Here is a 15448-nt window from a genome sequence, read left to right on the forward strand (position 1 = left end):
TGCGAACTCAGTGCGCGGAGTGTACGAAAAAAGTGATGGCACGGATACATCACGGCCATCGACTCTTTACGCCTGTTATCAGGGCAACTGCGATGAAGATGATCAACAGCCAGGTCAGGTCCGGGGGCAATCGCCGCATGAGTTCTGGGTGCAAGCTGAGGGCACTGACAAAGCCGCTCCAGACCGCGCACAGCAATGCCATGCACGGATCCCTGTAGGAGCGGCCTTGTGTCGCGAAAGGGTCGCGTAGCGGCCCCAAATTTTCCGCTTCGCCGCCAACATCGCCGGGCCAGCTGCGCTGGCCTTTCCGACCGGTCCGGCGCTCCGGCAAAGCCGCTCCTACAGGGGCAGCGCCTTGGCTGCGGCGGTGCGGGCGTGGCCGCGGGTAGTGATGATGCCAAGGAACGAGATGGCAATTGCCAGGCCCAGGGTTGCCGACACTTCAGCGCGGTGCTCGGGGGTGTACATCATCACGCTCAAGGCCGCGGCGATGAAGATGATCACCAGCCAGGTCAGGTACGGGAACAGCCACATGCGGAACTTGAGCTCGGTGTTCTCCCGCTCCAGGCGGCGGCGCATGCGCAACTGCGAGATGGCGATGACCATGTACACCAGTAGCGCGATGGCCCCGGAGCTGGCCAGCAAGAACTCGAACACACCGGCCGGAGCGAAGTAATTGAGGATGGCGATCGCCGCGCCGATCAAGGTGCTGCCGAACACAGCGGCACGCGGCACGCCGACCTTCGAGGTGTTTTTCAGCAGAGCCGGGGCGTCACCGCGTTTGGCCAGCGAATACATCATCCGTGAGGCGATGTAGATCGACGAGTTCATGCAGCTGGCCACGGCGACCAGCACCACGAAGTCGACCATGAACGCAGCGTTGGGGATGTTCATGATTTCCAGGGCGCGCTGGTACGAGCCTACCACCGCCAGTTGCGGGTCATTCCACGGCACGATCGAGATGATCACGAAGATCGACAGGATATAGAAGGTGCTGATCCGCCAGATCACCGAGCGGGTGGCCTTGGCGATGTTGCGCGACGGGTCGCTGGACTCGGAGGCGGCGATGGTTACGGCCTCGGTGCCGATAAAGCTGAACATCACGGTGATGAACGCGCCGATCACGGCCGACCAGCCTTTTGGTGCGAAGCCGCCGTACTCGTCTACCAACGTGCTGAGGCCGCTGACTTCGCGGTTGGGCAACCAGCCCAGCAACGCAGCAAAGCCCAGCCCGATAAAACCGAGGATGGCCACGACCTTGAGAATGGCAAACCAGAACTCGAACTCGCCGTACTTGGCCACGCTGAACAGGTTGGTGCCGGCCAGCAGAATGATCGAGGCCAGGGCAAAGATCCAACTGTCCACCTGTGGGAACCAGGCGTTGAGCACATGCCCGGCGGCAAGGGCCTCGATGGGGATCACCAGGACCCAGAACCACCAGTACAGCCAGCCGATGGTGTAGCCGGCCCAGCGGCCGATGGCCTGGTCGGCGTAGGTTGAAAACGAACCGGTGTCGGGGTGCGCGACGGCCATTTCGCCGAGCATGCGCATCACCAGCACCACCAGGGTACCGGCAACGAAATAAGAAATGATGGTGGCTGGGCCGGCTGCCGCAATGGCATGCCCGGAGCCGACGAAGAGCCCCGCTCCGATAATGCCGGCGATGGACAGCATCGTGACGTGACGGGGTTTGAACCCTTGCGCGAGGTTACTTCCAGCAGATCCCACGGTGTTCATTGATCTTGTTCTCTTTTTGCTGACACAAGGAAGGACGGGCAGGCGTAGGCGAAAATAATCTCCTTCGAATACAAGGGGGTAGGCACATTTCTTGTGCTCTTGGCGGGACGTTTTACACGCTTTGCAGAGCAGCGCGCCAGCTCGAATGCACATCCATTTAACCGGGCCAGAGCGGCTGGAAATTATGCGAGACCGCCTTGCAGGTGCGCGATCACGACAGCGGATATCGAATCGCGGCAAATGTCGTGAATGGCATATCTGATTGCGCCATGGCGCGCTGGAGGGGTAGCAACGGACAGGGTTTTCTGTCGGGTACAGCCGTGGATTACCGATGATGCGGGGTCTGTGTAGGAGCGGCCTTGCCGGGGCGCCGGACCGGTCGGAAAGGCCCGCAAAGCGGGCCCGGCGATATCGGCGGCGAAGCTCAGATCTGGGCCCGCTACGCAGGCCTTTCGCGACACAAGGCCGCTCCTACACAGACCGCGTCGCTGGAATGCTACACGGTCTTCTAGCGCACCAGGCAAGGCCGCTTGTTATCAAACTTCCAGCCCGGAATCAGGTACTGCATTGCCACCCCATCATCCCGCGCACCCAAACCCATGTTGCGATAGCACTCATGCGCCTTGGCCAACTGATCTTCATCCAGCTCCACCCCCAACCCCGGTCGCGCCGGCACGCGCACATGGCCATCGATAATCCGCAGCGGCTCACGGGTCAAACGCTGGCCGTCCTGCCAGATCCAGTGAGTATCAATTGCCGTGATTTCCCCCGGCGCCGCGGCCGCGACCTGAGTGAACATTGCCAGGGAAATATCAAAGTGGTTGTTCGAATGCGAACCCCAGGTCAGGCCCCAGTCATGGCACATCTGCGCGACGCGCACCGAGCCTTGCATGGTCCAGAAGTGCGGATCGGCCAGCGGGATATCCACCGACTGCAGCTGGATCGCATGGCCCATCTGCCGCCAGTCGGTGGCGATCATGTTGGTCGCGGTCGGCAGCCCGGTGGCGCGGCGGAACTCGGCCATCACCTCACGCCCGGAGTAACCGTTTTCGGCACCGCAAGGGTCTTCGGCGTAGGCCAGCACATGGTGCTGGTCACGGCACAGGGCAATCGCTTCCTTGAGTGACCAGGCGCCGTTGGGGTCGAGGGTGATGCGCGCTTGCGGGAAGCGTTCGGCCAGGGCGGTAACCGCTTCGATCTCGTCCTCGCCGCGCAATACCCCGCCCTTGAGCTTGAAGTCGCTGAAGCCGTAACGGGCCTTGGCGGCCTCGGCCAGGCGTACGATCGCTTCTGGGGTCATGGCTTTTTCGTGGCGCACGCGCAGCCAGTCGTCATCGGCATCGTGTTCGTTACGGTAGGCCAGATCGGTCTGCTGGCGGTCGCCGATGTAGAACAGGTAGCCGAGCATCTTCACCGCATCGCGCTGCTGGCCTTCACCGAGCAAGGCGGCGATGGGCACGCCGAGGTGCTGGCCGAGCAGGTCGAGCAGCGCTGACTCGATGGCCGTCACCGCGTGTACGGTAATGCGCAGGTCGAAGGTTTGCAGGCCGCGGCCGCCGACGTCGCGCCCGGCAAAGGTCTGGCGCATGGCGTTGAGCACGCGCTGGTAATGGCCGATGGGCTGGCCGACTACCAGGCTGCGGGCGTCTTCGAGGGTCTGGCGGATGGTCTCGCCACCAGGTACTTCGCCCACGCCGGTGTTGCCGGCGCTGTCGCGCAGCACGACGATATTGCGCGTGAAGTACGGGCCATGGGCGCCGCTGAGGTTGAGCAGCATGCTGTCGTGGCCGGCTACCGGCACCACGCGCAAATCGGTGACCACGGGGGTGCCATTGTGAGCCTGGGTGGCGTTCAAGGTGTCTGCTGGGTTATGCATAGTCATTATTGTTGTCCTGCCGGGTCAGTGGGTCTGGCTCAGGGCCGACTGCGGTTTGAGGTCATTGGGCGTGTTGGCCTTGGGGCCGGTGCGCACGAAGAACACCACGATCGCCGCCAGTACCGAGGTCACCGCCAGGCCATACAGGCCGCCCTGGATCGAGCCGGTGTGCTGCTCGAGCAAGCCGAAGGTGGTTGGCGCGACAAAGCCGCCGAGGTTGCCGACCGAGTTGATCAAGGCGATCACCGCCGCGGCGATGCGCGCATCCAGGTAGCCCTGCGGGATCGGCCAGAACAGCGCCGAAGCCGACTTGAAGCCGATGGCGGCAAAGCACACCGCGACAAAGGCGAACACCGGGCCACCGGTGGTGGACATGAACATGCCGATGGCGGCGATGATCAGCGCCGCGGCGACCCACGCTTGCTGGAACTTCCAGCGGGCAGAACCGGCGGCAAAGGCATACATGGCGATGATCGAGATCAGCCACGGGATCGAGTTGAAGAAGCCGACCTGGATGTCGGACAGATCACCCATACGCTTGATGATGCTCGGCAGCCAGAAGGTCGCGGCGTAAATGGTCAGCTGGATGCAGAAGTAGATGCCGCAAAACAGCAGAATCTGCCGGTCCTTGAGCAGGCGCCAGGCCGAGGTCTTGACCACCCCGCTCGCCTCGCGCTCACGCTGCTCGCGGTCGATGGTCTCGACCAGCGCGTCCTGCTCGGCACGGCTCAGCCACTTGGCGTCGTGGGGTTTGGAGTCGAGCCAGAACCACACCACAAAGGTCAGGCACACCGAGGCCATGCCTTCGATGAACAGCATCCATTGCCAGCCATGCATGCCGAAGCCCTGAATCTGCATGAGCATGCCGGCCAACGGCCCGGAGATCAGCGAGGCGACTGCCGAACCACTGAGGAATATCGCAATCGCCTTGCCACGCTCAGCCGCAGGCAACCAGCGGGTGAAGTAATAGATCACCCCCGGGAAGAACCCCGCCTCGGCCACGCCAAGCAAAAAGCGCAGCACATAGAACTGGGTTTCGGTCTGGACGAAGGCCATGGCGGTTGCCACCAGGCCCCAGGTGAACATGATGCGGGTCAGCCACACACGGGCGCCGACGCGCTGCAGGAGCATGTTCGACGGCACCTCGAACAAGGCGTAGCCGATAAAGAACAGCCCGGCGCCAAAGCCGTAGGCGGCGGCGCTGATGCCGAGGTCGCTCTCCAGGTGCGGGCGGACGAAGCCGATATTGACGCGGTCCAGGTAATTGACGATGAACATGATGACGAACAGCGGCAGGACGTGGCGTTTGACTTTGGCCACGGCGCTGGTCAACACGTCGTCACGCCGTGCGGACGGAGCGAGGGTGTCGTTCACTGCAGAATCTCCCACTAATTGTTTTTGTGCGGGTCGATGGCGGTCACGGCGGCGGGCAGCGCGCTTGGTTGTCTGACATGCCAATGGAGGCCAGAATAGGCCTCACGCAGTTGTACGACAAGATGCTGAACGGTTAGCAAAAAGCGAAATACAAGCTTATAAAGTGAATAAAATCGGCAAAAATAATGAATAGGGTTTAAACAACGACAGCACCTGTCTGATTTTTGCCGATGAAAATAATTTGAAATTTCAACTTGTCAGACAAGCTCTGGTGCTAATCTCGCCGCGAGCCCCTGGCACTTGTCTGAACCGTTGCGGAGCCGCCCATGACCGCCCCCGAAGCCATCGATCCCCCGCGTAAACGTGGCCACAGCCGCGCCCATGATCTGGTCTCGAGCCTGACCCAGCAGATTCTGCTCGGCACCTTCAAGCCCGGCGACAAGCTGCCCTCGGAAAACACCCTGGTACGCGAGCACGCCGTCAGCCGCACCGTGGTGCGCGAGGCGTTATCCAAGTTGCAGGCTTCCGGCCTGGTCGAGCCGCGCCATGGCATTGGCACTTTCGTTATCGAACGCCAGGCACAAAGCGGCCTGCGCGTCGGCGCCGAAAGCGCAGCCAGCGTGCGTGATCTGCTGGAATTACGGATTGGTCTGGAAGGCCAGGCTGCGGCGTTGGCCGCGCTGCGCCGAACTGACAGCCAGTTGCAGCGCATGCGCCAGGCACTGGATGACCATCAGGACCTCGCCGCCGCCGGCGACAGTTGCATCGAACCCGACCGGCGCTTTCACCTGCTGATCGCCGAGGCCACCGGCAACCTGTATTTCAGCGAGACCATGGCGCAACTGGGCAGCGGCTTGATCCCGCGCAACCGCATGGCCGCCGATGAGCGCTCGGGCGCCAAGCTGGCCCGGCATGCCTACCTGGCCAACCTGGAACATGAGGCGATCCTCAATGCCATCCGCCGGCAGGACCCGGATGCGGCGCGGGCAGCGATCTGCCTGCACCTGTCCAACAGCCGCGACCGCTTGCTGCCCGAGTGAAGAGTCGGGGACGCCGGGGGCGCTTCGCGCCCCTTTCGCGACACAAGGCCGCTCCTACAGGTGACCGCGTAAGTCGTTGGTACGCGGTCGTCTGTAGGAGCGGCCTTGTGTCGCGAAAGGGCTGCAAAGCAGCCCCCAACGTCCTCAAAACGTCAGGCAGATCTTGCCGAAGTGGCGATTGCTTTCCTGATGCTGAAACGCCTCGACGATCTGTTCCAGCTCGAAGTGCTTATCAACCACCGGCCGCAAGCCATTGGCGTCGATAGCGCGAACCATCGCCTGCTGCTGCGCGCGGCTGCCGACCAGCACGCCTTGCAGACGAATCTGCCGCACCAGCGCCTGCACCAATGGCAACTGCCCGGCGACGCCGGTAAGAATCCCGATCAGCGAGATATGCCCGCCAATCCGCGCCGCGATCATCGACTGCTCAAGGGTGGCCGGGCCGCCGACTTCGATCACATGATCGACGCCGCGATTGTCAGTCAGCTTGCGCACCTGCTCGCCCCAGGCTGGGGTGCTGCGGTAGTTGATGACATGATCGGCGCCCAGCGCCTTGAGCCGCTCCAGCTTGGCATCGCTGGATGAGGTGGCGATCACCGTAGCGCCGGCCAGCTTGGCGAACTGCAGAGCAAAGATCGACACACCACCTGTGCCCTGCACCAGCACGCTATCGCCGGGTTTGAGCTGATCATCGGCCATCAGTGCACGCCAGGCAGTCAGCCCTGCCGTGGTCAGGGTAGCGGCCTCGGCATGGCTGTAGCCACTGGGCGCATGGGTGAACGAGGTCGCGCGCGCAGTAACCTGCTGGCGCGCATAGCCATCGATACCATCGCCAGGCACGCTGGCAAAACCCTCGACCAGCGGCTGGCCGTCGAGCCAGTCGGGGAAGAACGTGCTGACCACCGCATCGCCGACCTTGAACTCGGTGACGCCCGCGCCCACCGCCGTCACTTGCCCAGCGCCATCGGCCATCGGAATGCGCCGCTCGCTCGGCCCCCACATGCCGCTGACCACGGCAAAGTCATGGTAGTTGAGCGAGCTGGCGTGCAGGCGCACGCTGATCTCGCCGGCCTGCGGCGCGGCAGCCTCGCAGGTGCCGATCTGGACGTTGGCGTAACCGCCGCCGGGCTGAACGTAGATGGCCTTGCTGGTCATGGCAGCTGTTCCTCTGTGAGTGGTTGGGGGGCTGTGCAGCTTAGCCGAGCATCGCCTGCAGCTGGCGGCAGTCGGCGGCGTGCCAGTCGGTCAGCTCTGGCCAGGGGTTGTCCGGCAGGTTGACCAGTACCGTGCGTGCGCCCGCGGTGCGGCCACATTCCAGGTCGATGCGGTAGTCGCCGACCATCACCAGCTCGCTGGGGTCGACGTCCCAGGCCTGGGCGATTTTCAGCAGGCCGTCGGGGCTTGGCTTGGGCGCGGCTTCATCGCGGCCGAGCACCAGCTCCTTGGCAAAGCAATCGGCCAGGCCGATGGCCTCGAGGGTGACGTGGGCCAGCTCGCGGGCATTACGGGTGAGGATCGCCAACTGGCAACCACGCCCGGCCAGCTCGCGCACCAGCTCGACCGCGCCCGTTGCGGCAGTCGACGCCACGGCCAGGTCACGCTCGTGTTCGAGCAACCAGGCGTGCTTGGCTTCGGCCTCGGCAGCAGGCAAGGCGGCCAGATGGGTAAGAATATCGTCCTCGGGCGGAATGCCCAGCGCTACCCGGATGGCGGCAAAATCATGCACCGCCACGGTCAGCGTGCCGTCCATGTCGAACACCCAGTTGCGTACTGTCGAGAGGCTCATGACCAGTCCTTGCGATGGCGAATCAGGCCTTCCTGGGCCGACGAGGCAACCAGTTGCCCGGCGCGGTTGTAGATGCTGCCGCGGCAGAAGCCACGGGCGTTGCCGGCCCACGGGCTGTCGGTGGCATACAGCAGCCAGTCATCGGCGCGCAGGTCACGGTGGAACCACAGCGAGTGGTCGAGGCTGGCAATCTGCATGTCCTTCTGCCACACCGACTTGGCATGGGGCAGCAGCGCGGTGGTCAGCAGGCCAAAGTCGGAGGCGTAGGCGAGCAGGTATTTGTGCAGCGCGGGCACGTCCGGCAGGCTGCCGCTGGTACGGAACCAGGCGTATTTGACCGGGTCGCCGGGCTTGGGGTTGAACGGGTCGCGCTCGGTTACCGGGCGCACTTCGATCGGCCGATCACACAGCACCTTGTCGCGGATGCGCTCGGGCAGTTGCTCGGCCATGGCGCTGGCCAGTTCGACTTCGCTGGGGAGGTTTTCCGGGCCGACCACATCGGGCATCTGCGCCTGGTGCTCGAAGCTTTCTTCGTCGTACTGGAACGAGGCGCTGCAGGTAAAGATGGTGTGGCCTTTCTGGATCGCAGTCACCCGACGGGTGCTGAAGCTGCCACCGTCACGCACGCGATCAACCGAATAAACCACCGGCAGGCTGGCATCGCCCGGGCGCAAGAAATAGCCATGCAGCGAATGCACATGGCGGGCGTCTTCGACTGTCTGGCTGGCAGCCGACAGCGCCTGGCCGAGCACCTGGCCGCCGTACAACTGGCGAAAGCCCAGGTCCTGGCTGCGGCCACGGAACAGGTTTTCCTCGATCGCTTCAAGGCTCAACAGGTCGACCAGGTCGTCCAACACGTGGCTCATGGGGGTGTTCTCCTAGCTAGGCAGCACGGCGCTACAGCATTTTTGAAAGACAAGATGATACAGAATTTGTCATCAGCGCTACGCATGCAGCGCCATTCAGCCGTGCAGGGTGTCCTGCCAGTGGGCGCGATCGATGCGGTACAGCACATGCCGGCGCAGCGGGTCATCGGCGGCAAGCTTGGGGTGGTCGAAGCTGCCGTCGAGGTCCTGCTGCATGCCGATGGCCTGCATGACCTTCTGCGACGCCAGGTTGCTCTCGCTGGTGAACGACACCACCTGCTCCAGACGCAGCTGGGCGAAGGCGCAGCGCAGGCAGGTCCAGGCCGCTTCGCTGGCAAAACCCAGGCCCCAGTGCCGGCGGGCCAGGCGCCAGCCGATTTCCACCGCCGGGGCGAACGGCGCGTCGAAGTTGACGTTGAGCAGGCCGGTCATGCCGATGAACGCGCCGGTGTCCTTGCGCTCCAGCGCCCACAGGCCGTAGCCGTATTCATTGAAGTGACCGCGCACCCGGCCGATCAGCGCAGCGGCCTCGACCCGGCTCAACGGCGCCGGGAAGTAACGCATTACCTGCGGGTCGGCAGACATCGCGGCAAACTCGGCGAGGTCTTCGTCGTGCCACTGGCGCAAGATCAGGCGGGCGCTCTCAAGTTTGGGGATCAGCGTCATCAGCCAGCTCCGAAAAGGTCGTATCGCATCTTACAGGGTAGGCCCAGCAACGCGGCGGCGCCCGGCAATAGCCCAACGGCCACCGGAGCTGGCACTATCCACACACATCTCTAGTGCGATCCCATCATGCCGTTGCCGCTGATCTACCACGACGACTACAGCCCGGAGTTTCCCGCCGAGCACCGCTTCCCGATGGACAAGTTTCGCCTGCTGCGCGACCACCTGATCGACAGCGGCCTGACCCGCGACGAAGATTTGCTGCGCCCCGGTATCTGCCCCAACGACATCCTCGCGCTGGCCCACGACCGCAGCTATATCGAGCGCTACATGAGCGGCGAGTTGTCCCGCGAGGACCAGCGCCGGCTTGGCCTACCCTGGAGCGAAGCGCTCGCCCGGCGCACCGTGCGGGCGGTCGGTGGCTCGCTGTTGAGCGCCGAGATGGCCCTGCGCGACGGCGTCGCCTGCCACCTCGCCGGCGGTACTCATCATGCCCACTACGACCACCCGGCAGGCTTTTGCATCTTCAATGACCTGGCGGTGATCAGCCGTTATCTGCTGGAGGCCGGGCGCGTGCACCGGGTGCTGATCTTCGACTGCGACGTGCATCAAGGCGACGGCACCGCACGCATGCTGCAAGACACGCCAGAGGCGATCACCGTGTCGCTGCACTGCGAGCAGAACTTCCCCGCGCGCAAGGCGCAGAGCGATTGGGACATCCCGCTGCCGCGGGGCATGGGCGACGCCGAGTACTTACAGGTGGTGGATGACGCGCTCAACTATTTGCTGCCGCTGTACCAGCCCGATCTGGTGCTGTACGACGCCGGAGTGGATGTGCACAAGGACGACGCGCTGGGTTACCTGCAACTGACCGACGAAGGCCTGGCGGCACGCGATGAAAAGGTCCTGCGGCATTGCCTGGGGCGGGATATCCCGGTGGTCGGGGTGATTGGTGGCGGCTACAGCAAGGACCGCCTGGCCTTGGCCAAGCGCCATGGCATCCTTCATCACACTGCAGCGCGTGTCATCAGTTGTTCACAATGACTGTGGAACCGCCTGTGGATAACCTGCTGGCAACCCGCTGCAGGCCTCTAGCTATATGGCCTGCAAAGCACTGATCATTTTTTGACCAGTGCTTGCGAAAGCGTGCTTGGGGTAGAATGCCGGCTCTTTTCCACAGCCCGTTGCCGCCGACCATGTCTGATCTTCACCCTGCTCGCCCTCCTCTGGTTGCCGTTATCGGTGCCGGCCCCGCCGGGCTGATGGCCGCCGAAGCCCTGGCGGCGTCGGGCGCAGCGGTGCAGGTGTTCGACGCCATGCCGTCGGTGGGGCGCAAGTTTCTCCTGGCGGGCGTTGGCGGGATGAACATCACCCATTCCGAGCCCTACCCCGCGTTTGTCGGCCGCTATGCCGAGCGCAGCCGCGAGATCGACGCGCTGTTACGCGACTTTGATGCCGACGCGCTGCGCCAGTGGATACATGATCTCGGCATCGAGACCTTTGTCGGCACCTCCGGGCGGGTGTTCCCCACCGATATGAAAGCCGCGCCGTTGCTGCGCGCCTGGCTCAAGCGCCTGCGCGACAGCGGCGTAGTTATCCACACCCGGCATCGTTGGTTGGGCTGGAATGCCGAGGGCGCGCTGCGGATAGCTTATCCACAGGGCGAACTGAGCGTACAGGCTGATGCCGTGGTGCTGGCGCTGGGTGGCGGCAGTTGGGCACGGCTTGGTTCGGACGGCGCCTGGCTGCCATTGCTGGCAGAGCGGGCTGTGGATATCTCGCCATTGCAGCCGAGCAACTGTGGTTTTGAAGTAGCAGGCTGGAGCGAACTGCTGGTGGGCAAGTTTGCCGGGGCACCGCTGAAGAACATCGCTCTGGCCATGCCCGGCAGCCCGCCGCGCAAGGGCGAATTCATCCTCACCGCCCAAGGCGTCGAAGGCAGCCTGGTGTATGCCTGGTCGGCGCCGGTACGGGAGGCGATCAACCGCGAGGGCCGCGCTACCCTGCTGCTCGATCTGCTGCCAGACAAGCCTGTGGACAAAATCGCCCAGGCCCTGGCCAAGCCACGTGGCTCGCGCTCGATGGCCAAGCATCTGCACAGTCAGTTGGGCATCGATGGCGTGAAGGCGGGGTTGTTGCGTGAGCTGACCGATCAGGCCACGTTTGCTGACACGCAGGCACTGGCGGCGGCGATCAAGGCGCTGCCGATCGAGCTGGTACGCACGCGGCCGCTGGACGAGGCCATCAGCAGTGCCGGTGGGGTGCGTTTTACTGGGCTGGATGAGGGCTTGATGCTGCGTCAGCTACCGGGGGTGTTCTGCGCTGGCGAGATGCTCGACTGGGAGGCGCCGACGGGCGGCTATCTGCTCACGGCGTGCTTTGCCAGTGGCTTGCGTGCGGGCAAGGCTGCGGCCGAGTGGCTCAACGCCCGCTGATGGAGAGTCGAGCCGAACGCAGGGTCTGCGCTCGGCTCTGATCAGCTTACGGCTTGCGCTTGCGCGGGCCACCGTTGAAGCTCGGCACCTTGCGCACGGCTTTCACCGCTGGCTTGGCGTCGGCCGAATCAGTGCTGTCCATCCATTTGCCCAGACCACGCTTGGCGCTGTTTTCCTTGGGCTTCTTGGGCTTTTTCGGTTTCTTGATCACTTGCCCGCTGGCGTCGGTCAGCGGCACCCGGTGCTCGGGGATGAAGTCCGGTTCTTCGTGGCGCGGCAGGGTCTGGCGGATCAGCGTTTCAATCGCCGAGAGCATCTGCACTTCATCGGCGCATACCAGCGAAATCGCCTCGCCTTTGTTGCCGGCCCGGCCGGTACGGCCAATCCGGTGCACGTAGTCTTCGGCGACGATTGGCATGTCGAGGTTGACCACCAGCGGCAGGTCGTCGATGTCCAGGCCACGGGCGGCCACGTCGGTAGCAACCAGCACCTGAATCTCGCGGGCCTTGAAGGTATCCAGCGCGCGCTGGCGAGTCGCTTGCGGGCGATCGCCGTGGATGCCGTCGGCCACTACGCCTTCGGCGAGCAGGCGCTCGACCAGGTGATCGACACCGTTACGGGTCTTGGCAAACACCAACACCTGCTTCCAGCGCTGCTTGCGCAGCAGGTAGCAGAACAGGTCGGCCTTGCGCTTCTTGTCGACCGGCACCAGCCACTGTTTGACGGTATTGGCAGCGGCGTTGCGCGGGCTCACTTCGATGCTCAGTGGGTCGTTCAGGGCAAGGCCTGCGAGCATGCGGATCTGCTCGGAGAAGGTCGCCGAAAACAGCAGGGTCTGGCGCTTGCGCGGCAGTGCGGCGTACACCGATTGCAGTTCTTCGGCAAAGCCCAGGTCGAGCATGCGGTCGGCTTCGTCGAGCACCAGCATCTGCACCTGGCCGAACTTGACCGCTTTTTGCCGGAACAGGTCGAGCAGCCGGCCTGGGGTCGCCACCAGCAGATCGACACCACGGCGCAGGCGCATCATCTGCGGGTTGATGCTGACCCCGCCGTACACGGCATAGGTCGAGACCGGCAGGTTTTCGGCGTACTGCTGGACGTTGGCATGGACCTGCTCGGCCAGCTCGCGGGTCGGCACCAGGATCAGTGCGCGGATCGAATTGCTGGCGACCTTCTCACCTTCCAGCGCCAGCCGCTGCAACACCGGCAGGGCAAAGCCTGCGGTCTTGCCGGTGCCGGTCTGGGCGGCGGCCATCAGGTCGCGGCCAGCCAGCACGGCGGGGATGGCCTGGGCCTGCACGGGCGTCGGGGTGGAGTAGTCGCGCTGCTGCAAGGTGCGCAGCAGCGGTTCGATCAGGCCGAGTTGGGCGAAATTCATTTCAATACCGTCAGGGGGGTTCAGCGAAGGCGGCAGTTTAACCTGAGATACGTCCCTGTAGGAGCGGCCTTGTGTCGCGAAAGGCGCGCGCAGCGGGCCCAGGATCTGTGCAGCACCACAGAATGGCGGGGCCGCTGCGCGACCCTTTCGCGACACAAGGCCGCTCCTACAGAGGGATCGCGCAGGGTCAGTGGCGCAACAACAGATGCCCCTCGATCGGCACATAGCGGCTGGCCGCGCGTATCAACGACAACGCCGTCAACCCCGGCGTGCCATACACCACTGCTTCTACCCCGTGACGCTGAATCGCCCGCTCCAGCAGCAGATCAAAGTCACCATCGCCAGACGCCAGCACCACCTGGTCGACCCGGCTGGCCGCTTCGATCACATCCAGGGTAATGCCGACATCCCAATCGCCCTTGGCCGAGCCATCGCTGCGCTGGATATACGGCTTGAGGCGCACCTCGAAACCGAGGTTGCGCAGAATCTGCTGAAACTGCTGTTGCTTGCTGTCGCCGCGATCAATTGCATAGGCCACCGCTTCGACAATGGTGCCTTCGCGACTCACTTCGGCCCACAGCGCTGCATAGTTGAAGTGGCAGCCGTGGGCCTGGCGGACGGTGTAGTAGAGGTTCTGCACGTCGGCGAACAGCGCGATTTTTTTCATCCAGGCCTCGGCTGAGCGGGCAGGCGCCCGCAAAGCTGAGCAGTATGCCAGCTGTCAGACGAAGCTGTCGTCGTCGCTGAAGAAGCCGCCATCGTCGCTGCCGTAGTCAGTGTCGGCGTAGCCGCCCTGGTCAGCGCCGTAGCCACCGTTGTCGGCCACCTGCTGCTGCGCGCCCTGGTCCTGCCAGCCGCCGCTGTCACTGGCCGGCGCTGGTTCTTCCTTGATCACCTCGACCACTTCGTCTGGCTGCGAGTTGTGGTGGAACATGCTGCTGATGCCCTGCGCCAGCAGCACGCCACCGGCAACTCCGGCTGCCGTCTGCATGGCCCCACCGAGAAAACTCGACGCACCCGAGCGGGCCGGCGCGGCGTTTAACGCCGACTGCTGCTGCGGTTGCTGGGCTGGTGGTGGCGCGTTGTACGCAGCAGGCGCAGGGTCACGCCAGCCACCGCCGGCGCTTGTCGGTGCTGCCGGGCGCTGCGGCTGCGGATCAGGGCTGCGGCTACCAGCACCAAAGATGCTCGACAGGAAGCCACCGCTGTTGGTGTTGCTGCGGGTCGCATCGACCTGGGCGCGGGCCTGCTTCAGCTCGGCCTCCAGCTGCTTGTTCTTTTCATCCAGCTGCTTGAGCGCAGCCTCCTGCACCAGGATCGCCTGGGCCATGTAGTACGGCGCCGCAGGTTGCGTGCGCAGGTGCGCTTCGATGCAGGCCTGGGCTTGGGCATCGCGCGGCTGGTTGGGGTCTTCGGCTTGCTTGATACGGCCAAACAGGCCATCGATCAGCGATTGTTCTTCGGTATTCATGCTTACCTCACGCGCTGGGCGGGACATCGGATGCGTCAAAGATGGGGGGTGGCGGCGCGGGATTCAATCGGCGCACGGGTGAAACTTTTTTCAGCAAGGGCCGGAGTGGGCTAAAGTTACGCCCCTGCTATTACTGCCATGCGATGTTGACTGATGAATCCGCTGAGCGTTCTGCGCGACTCCCTGTACTTTTTCCGCCGCCACCTGGCGAGCATCGTCCAGCTCTGCCTGCCGTTGATCGTGCTCGAGGCACTGGCCACCCAACTGCTCTATCGCCAGCTCGGCGACAGCGCCTCGCCGGTCTACGGCATGCTTGTCAGCCTGCTGCTGTACCCGCTGTACAGTGCGGCGCTGATCCTCTACCTGGACACCCGCAGCCAAGACCAGCACATCGCCAAGCGCGATCTGTTCGCCCGCGCCGTGCAGCTGTGGCCGCCGCTGGCCTTGCTGATCATGATCAGCACCTTGTTGATCATGGCCGGCCTGGCACTGTTCGTGTTCCCCGGCATCTGGATCATGATCAACCTGGTGTTCGCCGAGTACCTGCTGGTGCTGCGCGGCATGCCGTTGATGCAGGCCATGCGCGAAAGCGCGCGGATGACTACCGGCCATTTCATGCGCATTCTGGTCTGCGTGTTCGTTTCGCTGGCACCGGCATGGTTGCTCGATGGCCTGTTGCTGATGGCCTTCCCCGACCCCGCCGGCGGCGTGCAATTGGCCATGGACAGCCTCAGTGGGCTGCTGCAGTTGTTCAGCAGCGTGGTTCTGTTCCGCATCTTCATGCTGCTTGAGGCCAATGCTGGCGCCTGAGCCACGCTGACA

14 protein-coding genes are annotated in these 15448 nt (G+C 63.9%); 4 read left to right on the forward strand and 10 right to left on the reverse strand.

The window, feature by feature from the left end; all coding sequences use genetic code 11:
* Positions 1-339: 339 nt before the first annotated feature.
* The 3 genes from gabP to CXQ80_RS20610 form a co-directional block, all read right to left on the reverse strand.
* A complete protein-coding gene (gene gabP, locus CXQ80_RS20600; protein ID WP_101322219.1) occupies positions 340-1737 on the reverse strand; it encodes a GABA permease in 1398 nt (465 codons plus the stop codon).
* A 508-nt stretch (positions 1738-2245) separates the two neighbouring features.
* Positions 2246-3613 (reverse strand): glucarate dehydratase, encoded by a 1368-nt coding sequence (gene gudD / locus CXQ80_RS20605; protein WP_101323115.1) that lies wholly within the window; start codon positions 3611-3613, stop codon positions 2246-2248.
* Positions 3614-3637: 24 nt separating this feature from the next.
* Positions 3638-4987, reverse strand: a complete 1350-nt coding sequence (locus CXQ80_RS20610) for an MFS transporter (protein WP_101322220.1) — start codon at positions 4985-4987, stop codon at positions 3638-3640.
* A gap of 326 nt (positions 4988-5313) precedes the next feature.
* Between CXQ80_RS20610 and CXQ80_RS20615 the strand changes: the two genes are divergently transcribed.
* On the forward strand, positions 5314-6027 hold the full coding sequence (locus CXQ80_RS20615; RefSeq protein ID WP_101322221.1) for a FadR/GntR family transcriptional regulator: 714 nt from the start codon (positions 5314-5316) through the stop codon (positions 6025-6027).
* 144 nt (positions 6028-6171) lie between these two features.
* On the opposite strand, the gene CXQ80_RS20620 is transcribed toward CXQ80_RS20615, so the two are convergent.
* The 4 genes from CXQ80_RS20620 to CXQ80_RS20635 all read right to left on the reverse strand — a co-directional run bounded on the left by CXQ80_RS20620 (position 6172) and on the right by CXQ80_RS20635 (position 9345).
* Positions 6172-7182 carry an NAD(P)-dependent alcohol dehydrogenase gene (locus CXQ80_RS20620; RefSeq protein ID WP_101322222.1) on the reverse strand — a complete coding sequence of 337 codons (1011 nt, stop codon included), beginning with the start codon at positions 7180-7182 and terminating at the stop codon, positions 6172-6174.
* Positions 7183-7222: 40 nt separating this feature from the next.
* Positions 7223-7813 carry an HAD family hydrolase gene (locus CXQ80_RS20625; RefSeq protein ID WP_101322223.1) on the reverse strand — a complete coding sequence of 197 codons (591 nt, stop codon included), beginning with the start codon at positions 7811-7813 and terminating at the stop codon, positions 7223-7225.
* Positions 7810-8679 carry an acyl-CoA thioesterase II gene (gene tesB, locus CXQ80_RS20630; protein ID WP_101322224.1) on the reverse strand — a complete coding sequence of 290 codons (870 nt, stop codon included), beginning with the start codon at positions 8677-8679 and terminating at the stop codon, positions 7810-7812. Before tesB ends, CXQ80_RS20625 begins: the two co-directional genes overlap by 4 nt.
* Positions 8680-8775: 96 nt before the next feature.
* Positions 8776-9345, reverse strand: coding sequence for a GNAT family N-acetyltransferase (locus CXQ80_RS20635; protein WP_101322225.1), 570 nt, complete (start codon positions 9343-9345; stop codon positions 8776-8778).
* Positions 9346-9471: 126 nt separating this feature from the next.
* Here CXQ80_RS20635 and CXQ80_RS20640 point away from each other — a divergent pair, with 126 nt between their 5' ends.
* Both CXQ80_RS20640 and CXQ80_RS20645 read left to right on the forward strand, forming a co-directional pair.
* The gene (locus tag CXQ80_RS20640; protein WP_101322226.1) at positions 9472-10386 is read left to right on the forward strand and encodes a histone deacetylase; all 915 of its coding nucleotides are present in this window, start codon (positions 9472-9474) and stop codon (positions 10384-10386) included.
* Between the two features lie 152 nt (positions 10387-10538).
* Positions 10539-11777 (forward strand): TIGR03862 family flavoprotein, encoded by a 1239-nt coding sequence (locus CXQ80_RS20645; RefSeq protein ID WP_101323116.1) that lies wholly within the window; start codon positions 10539-10541, stop codon positions 11775-11777.
* Positions 11778-11823: 46 nt separating this feature from the next.
* Here the strand turns inward: CXQ80_RS20645 and CXQ80_RS20650 are convergent, their stop codons facing one another.
* The 3 genes from CXQ80_RS20650 to CXQ80_RS20660 all read right to left on the reverse strand — a co-directional run bounded on the left by CXQ80_RS20650 (position 11824) and on the right by CXQ80_RS20660 (position 14626).
* Positions 11824-13155, reverse strand: coding sequence for a DEAD/DEAH box helicase (locus CXQ80_RS20650; RefSeq protein ID WP_101322227.1), 1332 nt, complete (start codon positions 13153-13155; stop codon positions 11824-11826).
* Between the two features lie 187 nt (positions 13156-13342).
* Positions 13343-13822 carry an NYN domain-containing protein gene (locus CXQ80_RS20655; RefSeq protein WP_101322228.1) on the reverse strand — a complete coding sequence of 160 codons (480 nt, stop codon included), beginning with the start codon at positions 13820-13822 and terminating at the stop codon, positions 13343-13345.
* 54 nt (positions 13823-13876) lie between these two features.
* Positions 13877-14626 carry a DUF2076 domain-containing protein gene (locus tag CXQ80_RS20660; protein ID WP_101322229.1) on the reverse strand — a complete coding sequence of 250 codons (750 nt, stop codon included), beginning with the start codon at positions 14624-14626 and terminating at the stop codon, positions 13877-13879.
* A gap of 153 nt (positions 14627-14779) precedes the next feature.
* Between CXQ80_RS20660 and CXQ80_RS20665 the strand changes: the two genes are divergently transcribed.
* Positions 14780-15436 carry a YciC family protein gene (locus tag CXQ80_RS20665; RefSeq protein WP_101322230.1) on the forward strand — a complete coding sequence of 219 codons (657 nt, stop codon included), beginning with the start codon at positions 14780-14782 and terminating at the stop codon, positions 15434-15436.
* Positions 15437-15448: the final 12 nt, after the last annotated feature.

It is taken from the genome of Pseudomonas sp. 02C 26, from assembly GCF_002843585.1.
Classification (GTDB): domain Bacteria; phylum Pseudomonadota; class Gammaproteobacteria; order Pseudomonadales; family Pseudomonadaceae; genus Aquipseudomonas; species Aquipseudomonas shirazensis.

What these genes read in the sequence shown, in the direction of transcription:
- gabP (WP_101322219.1), bottom strand. Translation starts at nt 1,737, where the DNA reads ATGAACACCGTGGGATCTGCTGGAAGTAACCTCGCGCAAGGGTTCAAA.
- gudD (WP_101323115.1), bottom strand. Translation starts at nt 3,613, where the DNA reads ATGCATAACCCAGCAGACACCTTGAACGCCACCCAGGCTCACAATGGC.
- CXQ80_RS20615 (WP_101322221.1), top strand. Translation starts at nt 5,314, where the DNA reads ATGACCGCCCCCGAAGCCATCGATCCCCCGCGTAAACGTGGCCACAGC.
- CXQ80_RS20620 (WP_101322222.1), bottom strand. Translation starts at nt 7,182, where the DNA reads ATGACCAGCAAGGCCATCTACGTTCAGCCCGGCGGCGGTTACGCCAAC.
- CXQ80_RS20625 (WP_101322223.1), bottom strand. Translation starts at nt 7,813, where the DNA reads ATGAGCCTCTCGACAGTACGCAACTGGGTGTTCGACATGGACGGCACG.
- tesB (WP_101322224.1), bottom strand. Translation starts at nt 8,679, where the DNA reads ATGAGCCACGTGTTGGACGACCTGGTCGACCTGTTGAGCCTTGAAGCG.
- CXQ80_RS20635 (WP_101322225.1), bottom strand. Translation starts at nt 9,345, where the DNA reads ATGACGCTGATCCCCAAACTTGAGAGCGCCCGCCTGATCTTGCGCCAG.
- CXQ80_RS20640 (WP_101322226.1), top strand. Translation starts at nt 9,472, where the DNA reads ATGCCGTTGCCGCTGATCTACCACGACGACTACAGCCCGGAGTTTCCC.
- CXQ80_RS20645 (WP_101323116.1), top strand. Translation starts at nt 10,539, where the DNA reads ATGTCTGATCTTCACCCTGCTCGCCCTCCTCTGGTTGCCGTTATCGGT.
- CXQ80_RS20650 (WP_101322227.1), bottom strand. Translation starts at nt 13,155, where the DNA reads ATGAATTTCGCCCAACTCGGCCTGATCGAACCGCTGCTGCGCACCTTG.
- CXQ80_RS20655 (WP_101322228.1), bottom strand. Translation starts at nt 13,822, where the DNA reads ATGAAAAAAATCGCGCTGTTCGCCGACGTGCAGAACCTCTACTACACC.
- CXQ80_RS20660 (WP_101322229.1), bottom strand. Translation starts at nt 14,626, where the DNA reads ATGAATACCGAAGAACAATCGCTGATCGATGGCCTGTTTGGCCGTATC.
- CXQ80_RS20665 (WP_101322230.1), top strand. Translation starts at nt 14,780, where the DNA reads ATGAATCCGCTGAGCGTTCTGCGCGACTCCCTGTACTTTTTCCGCCGC.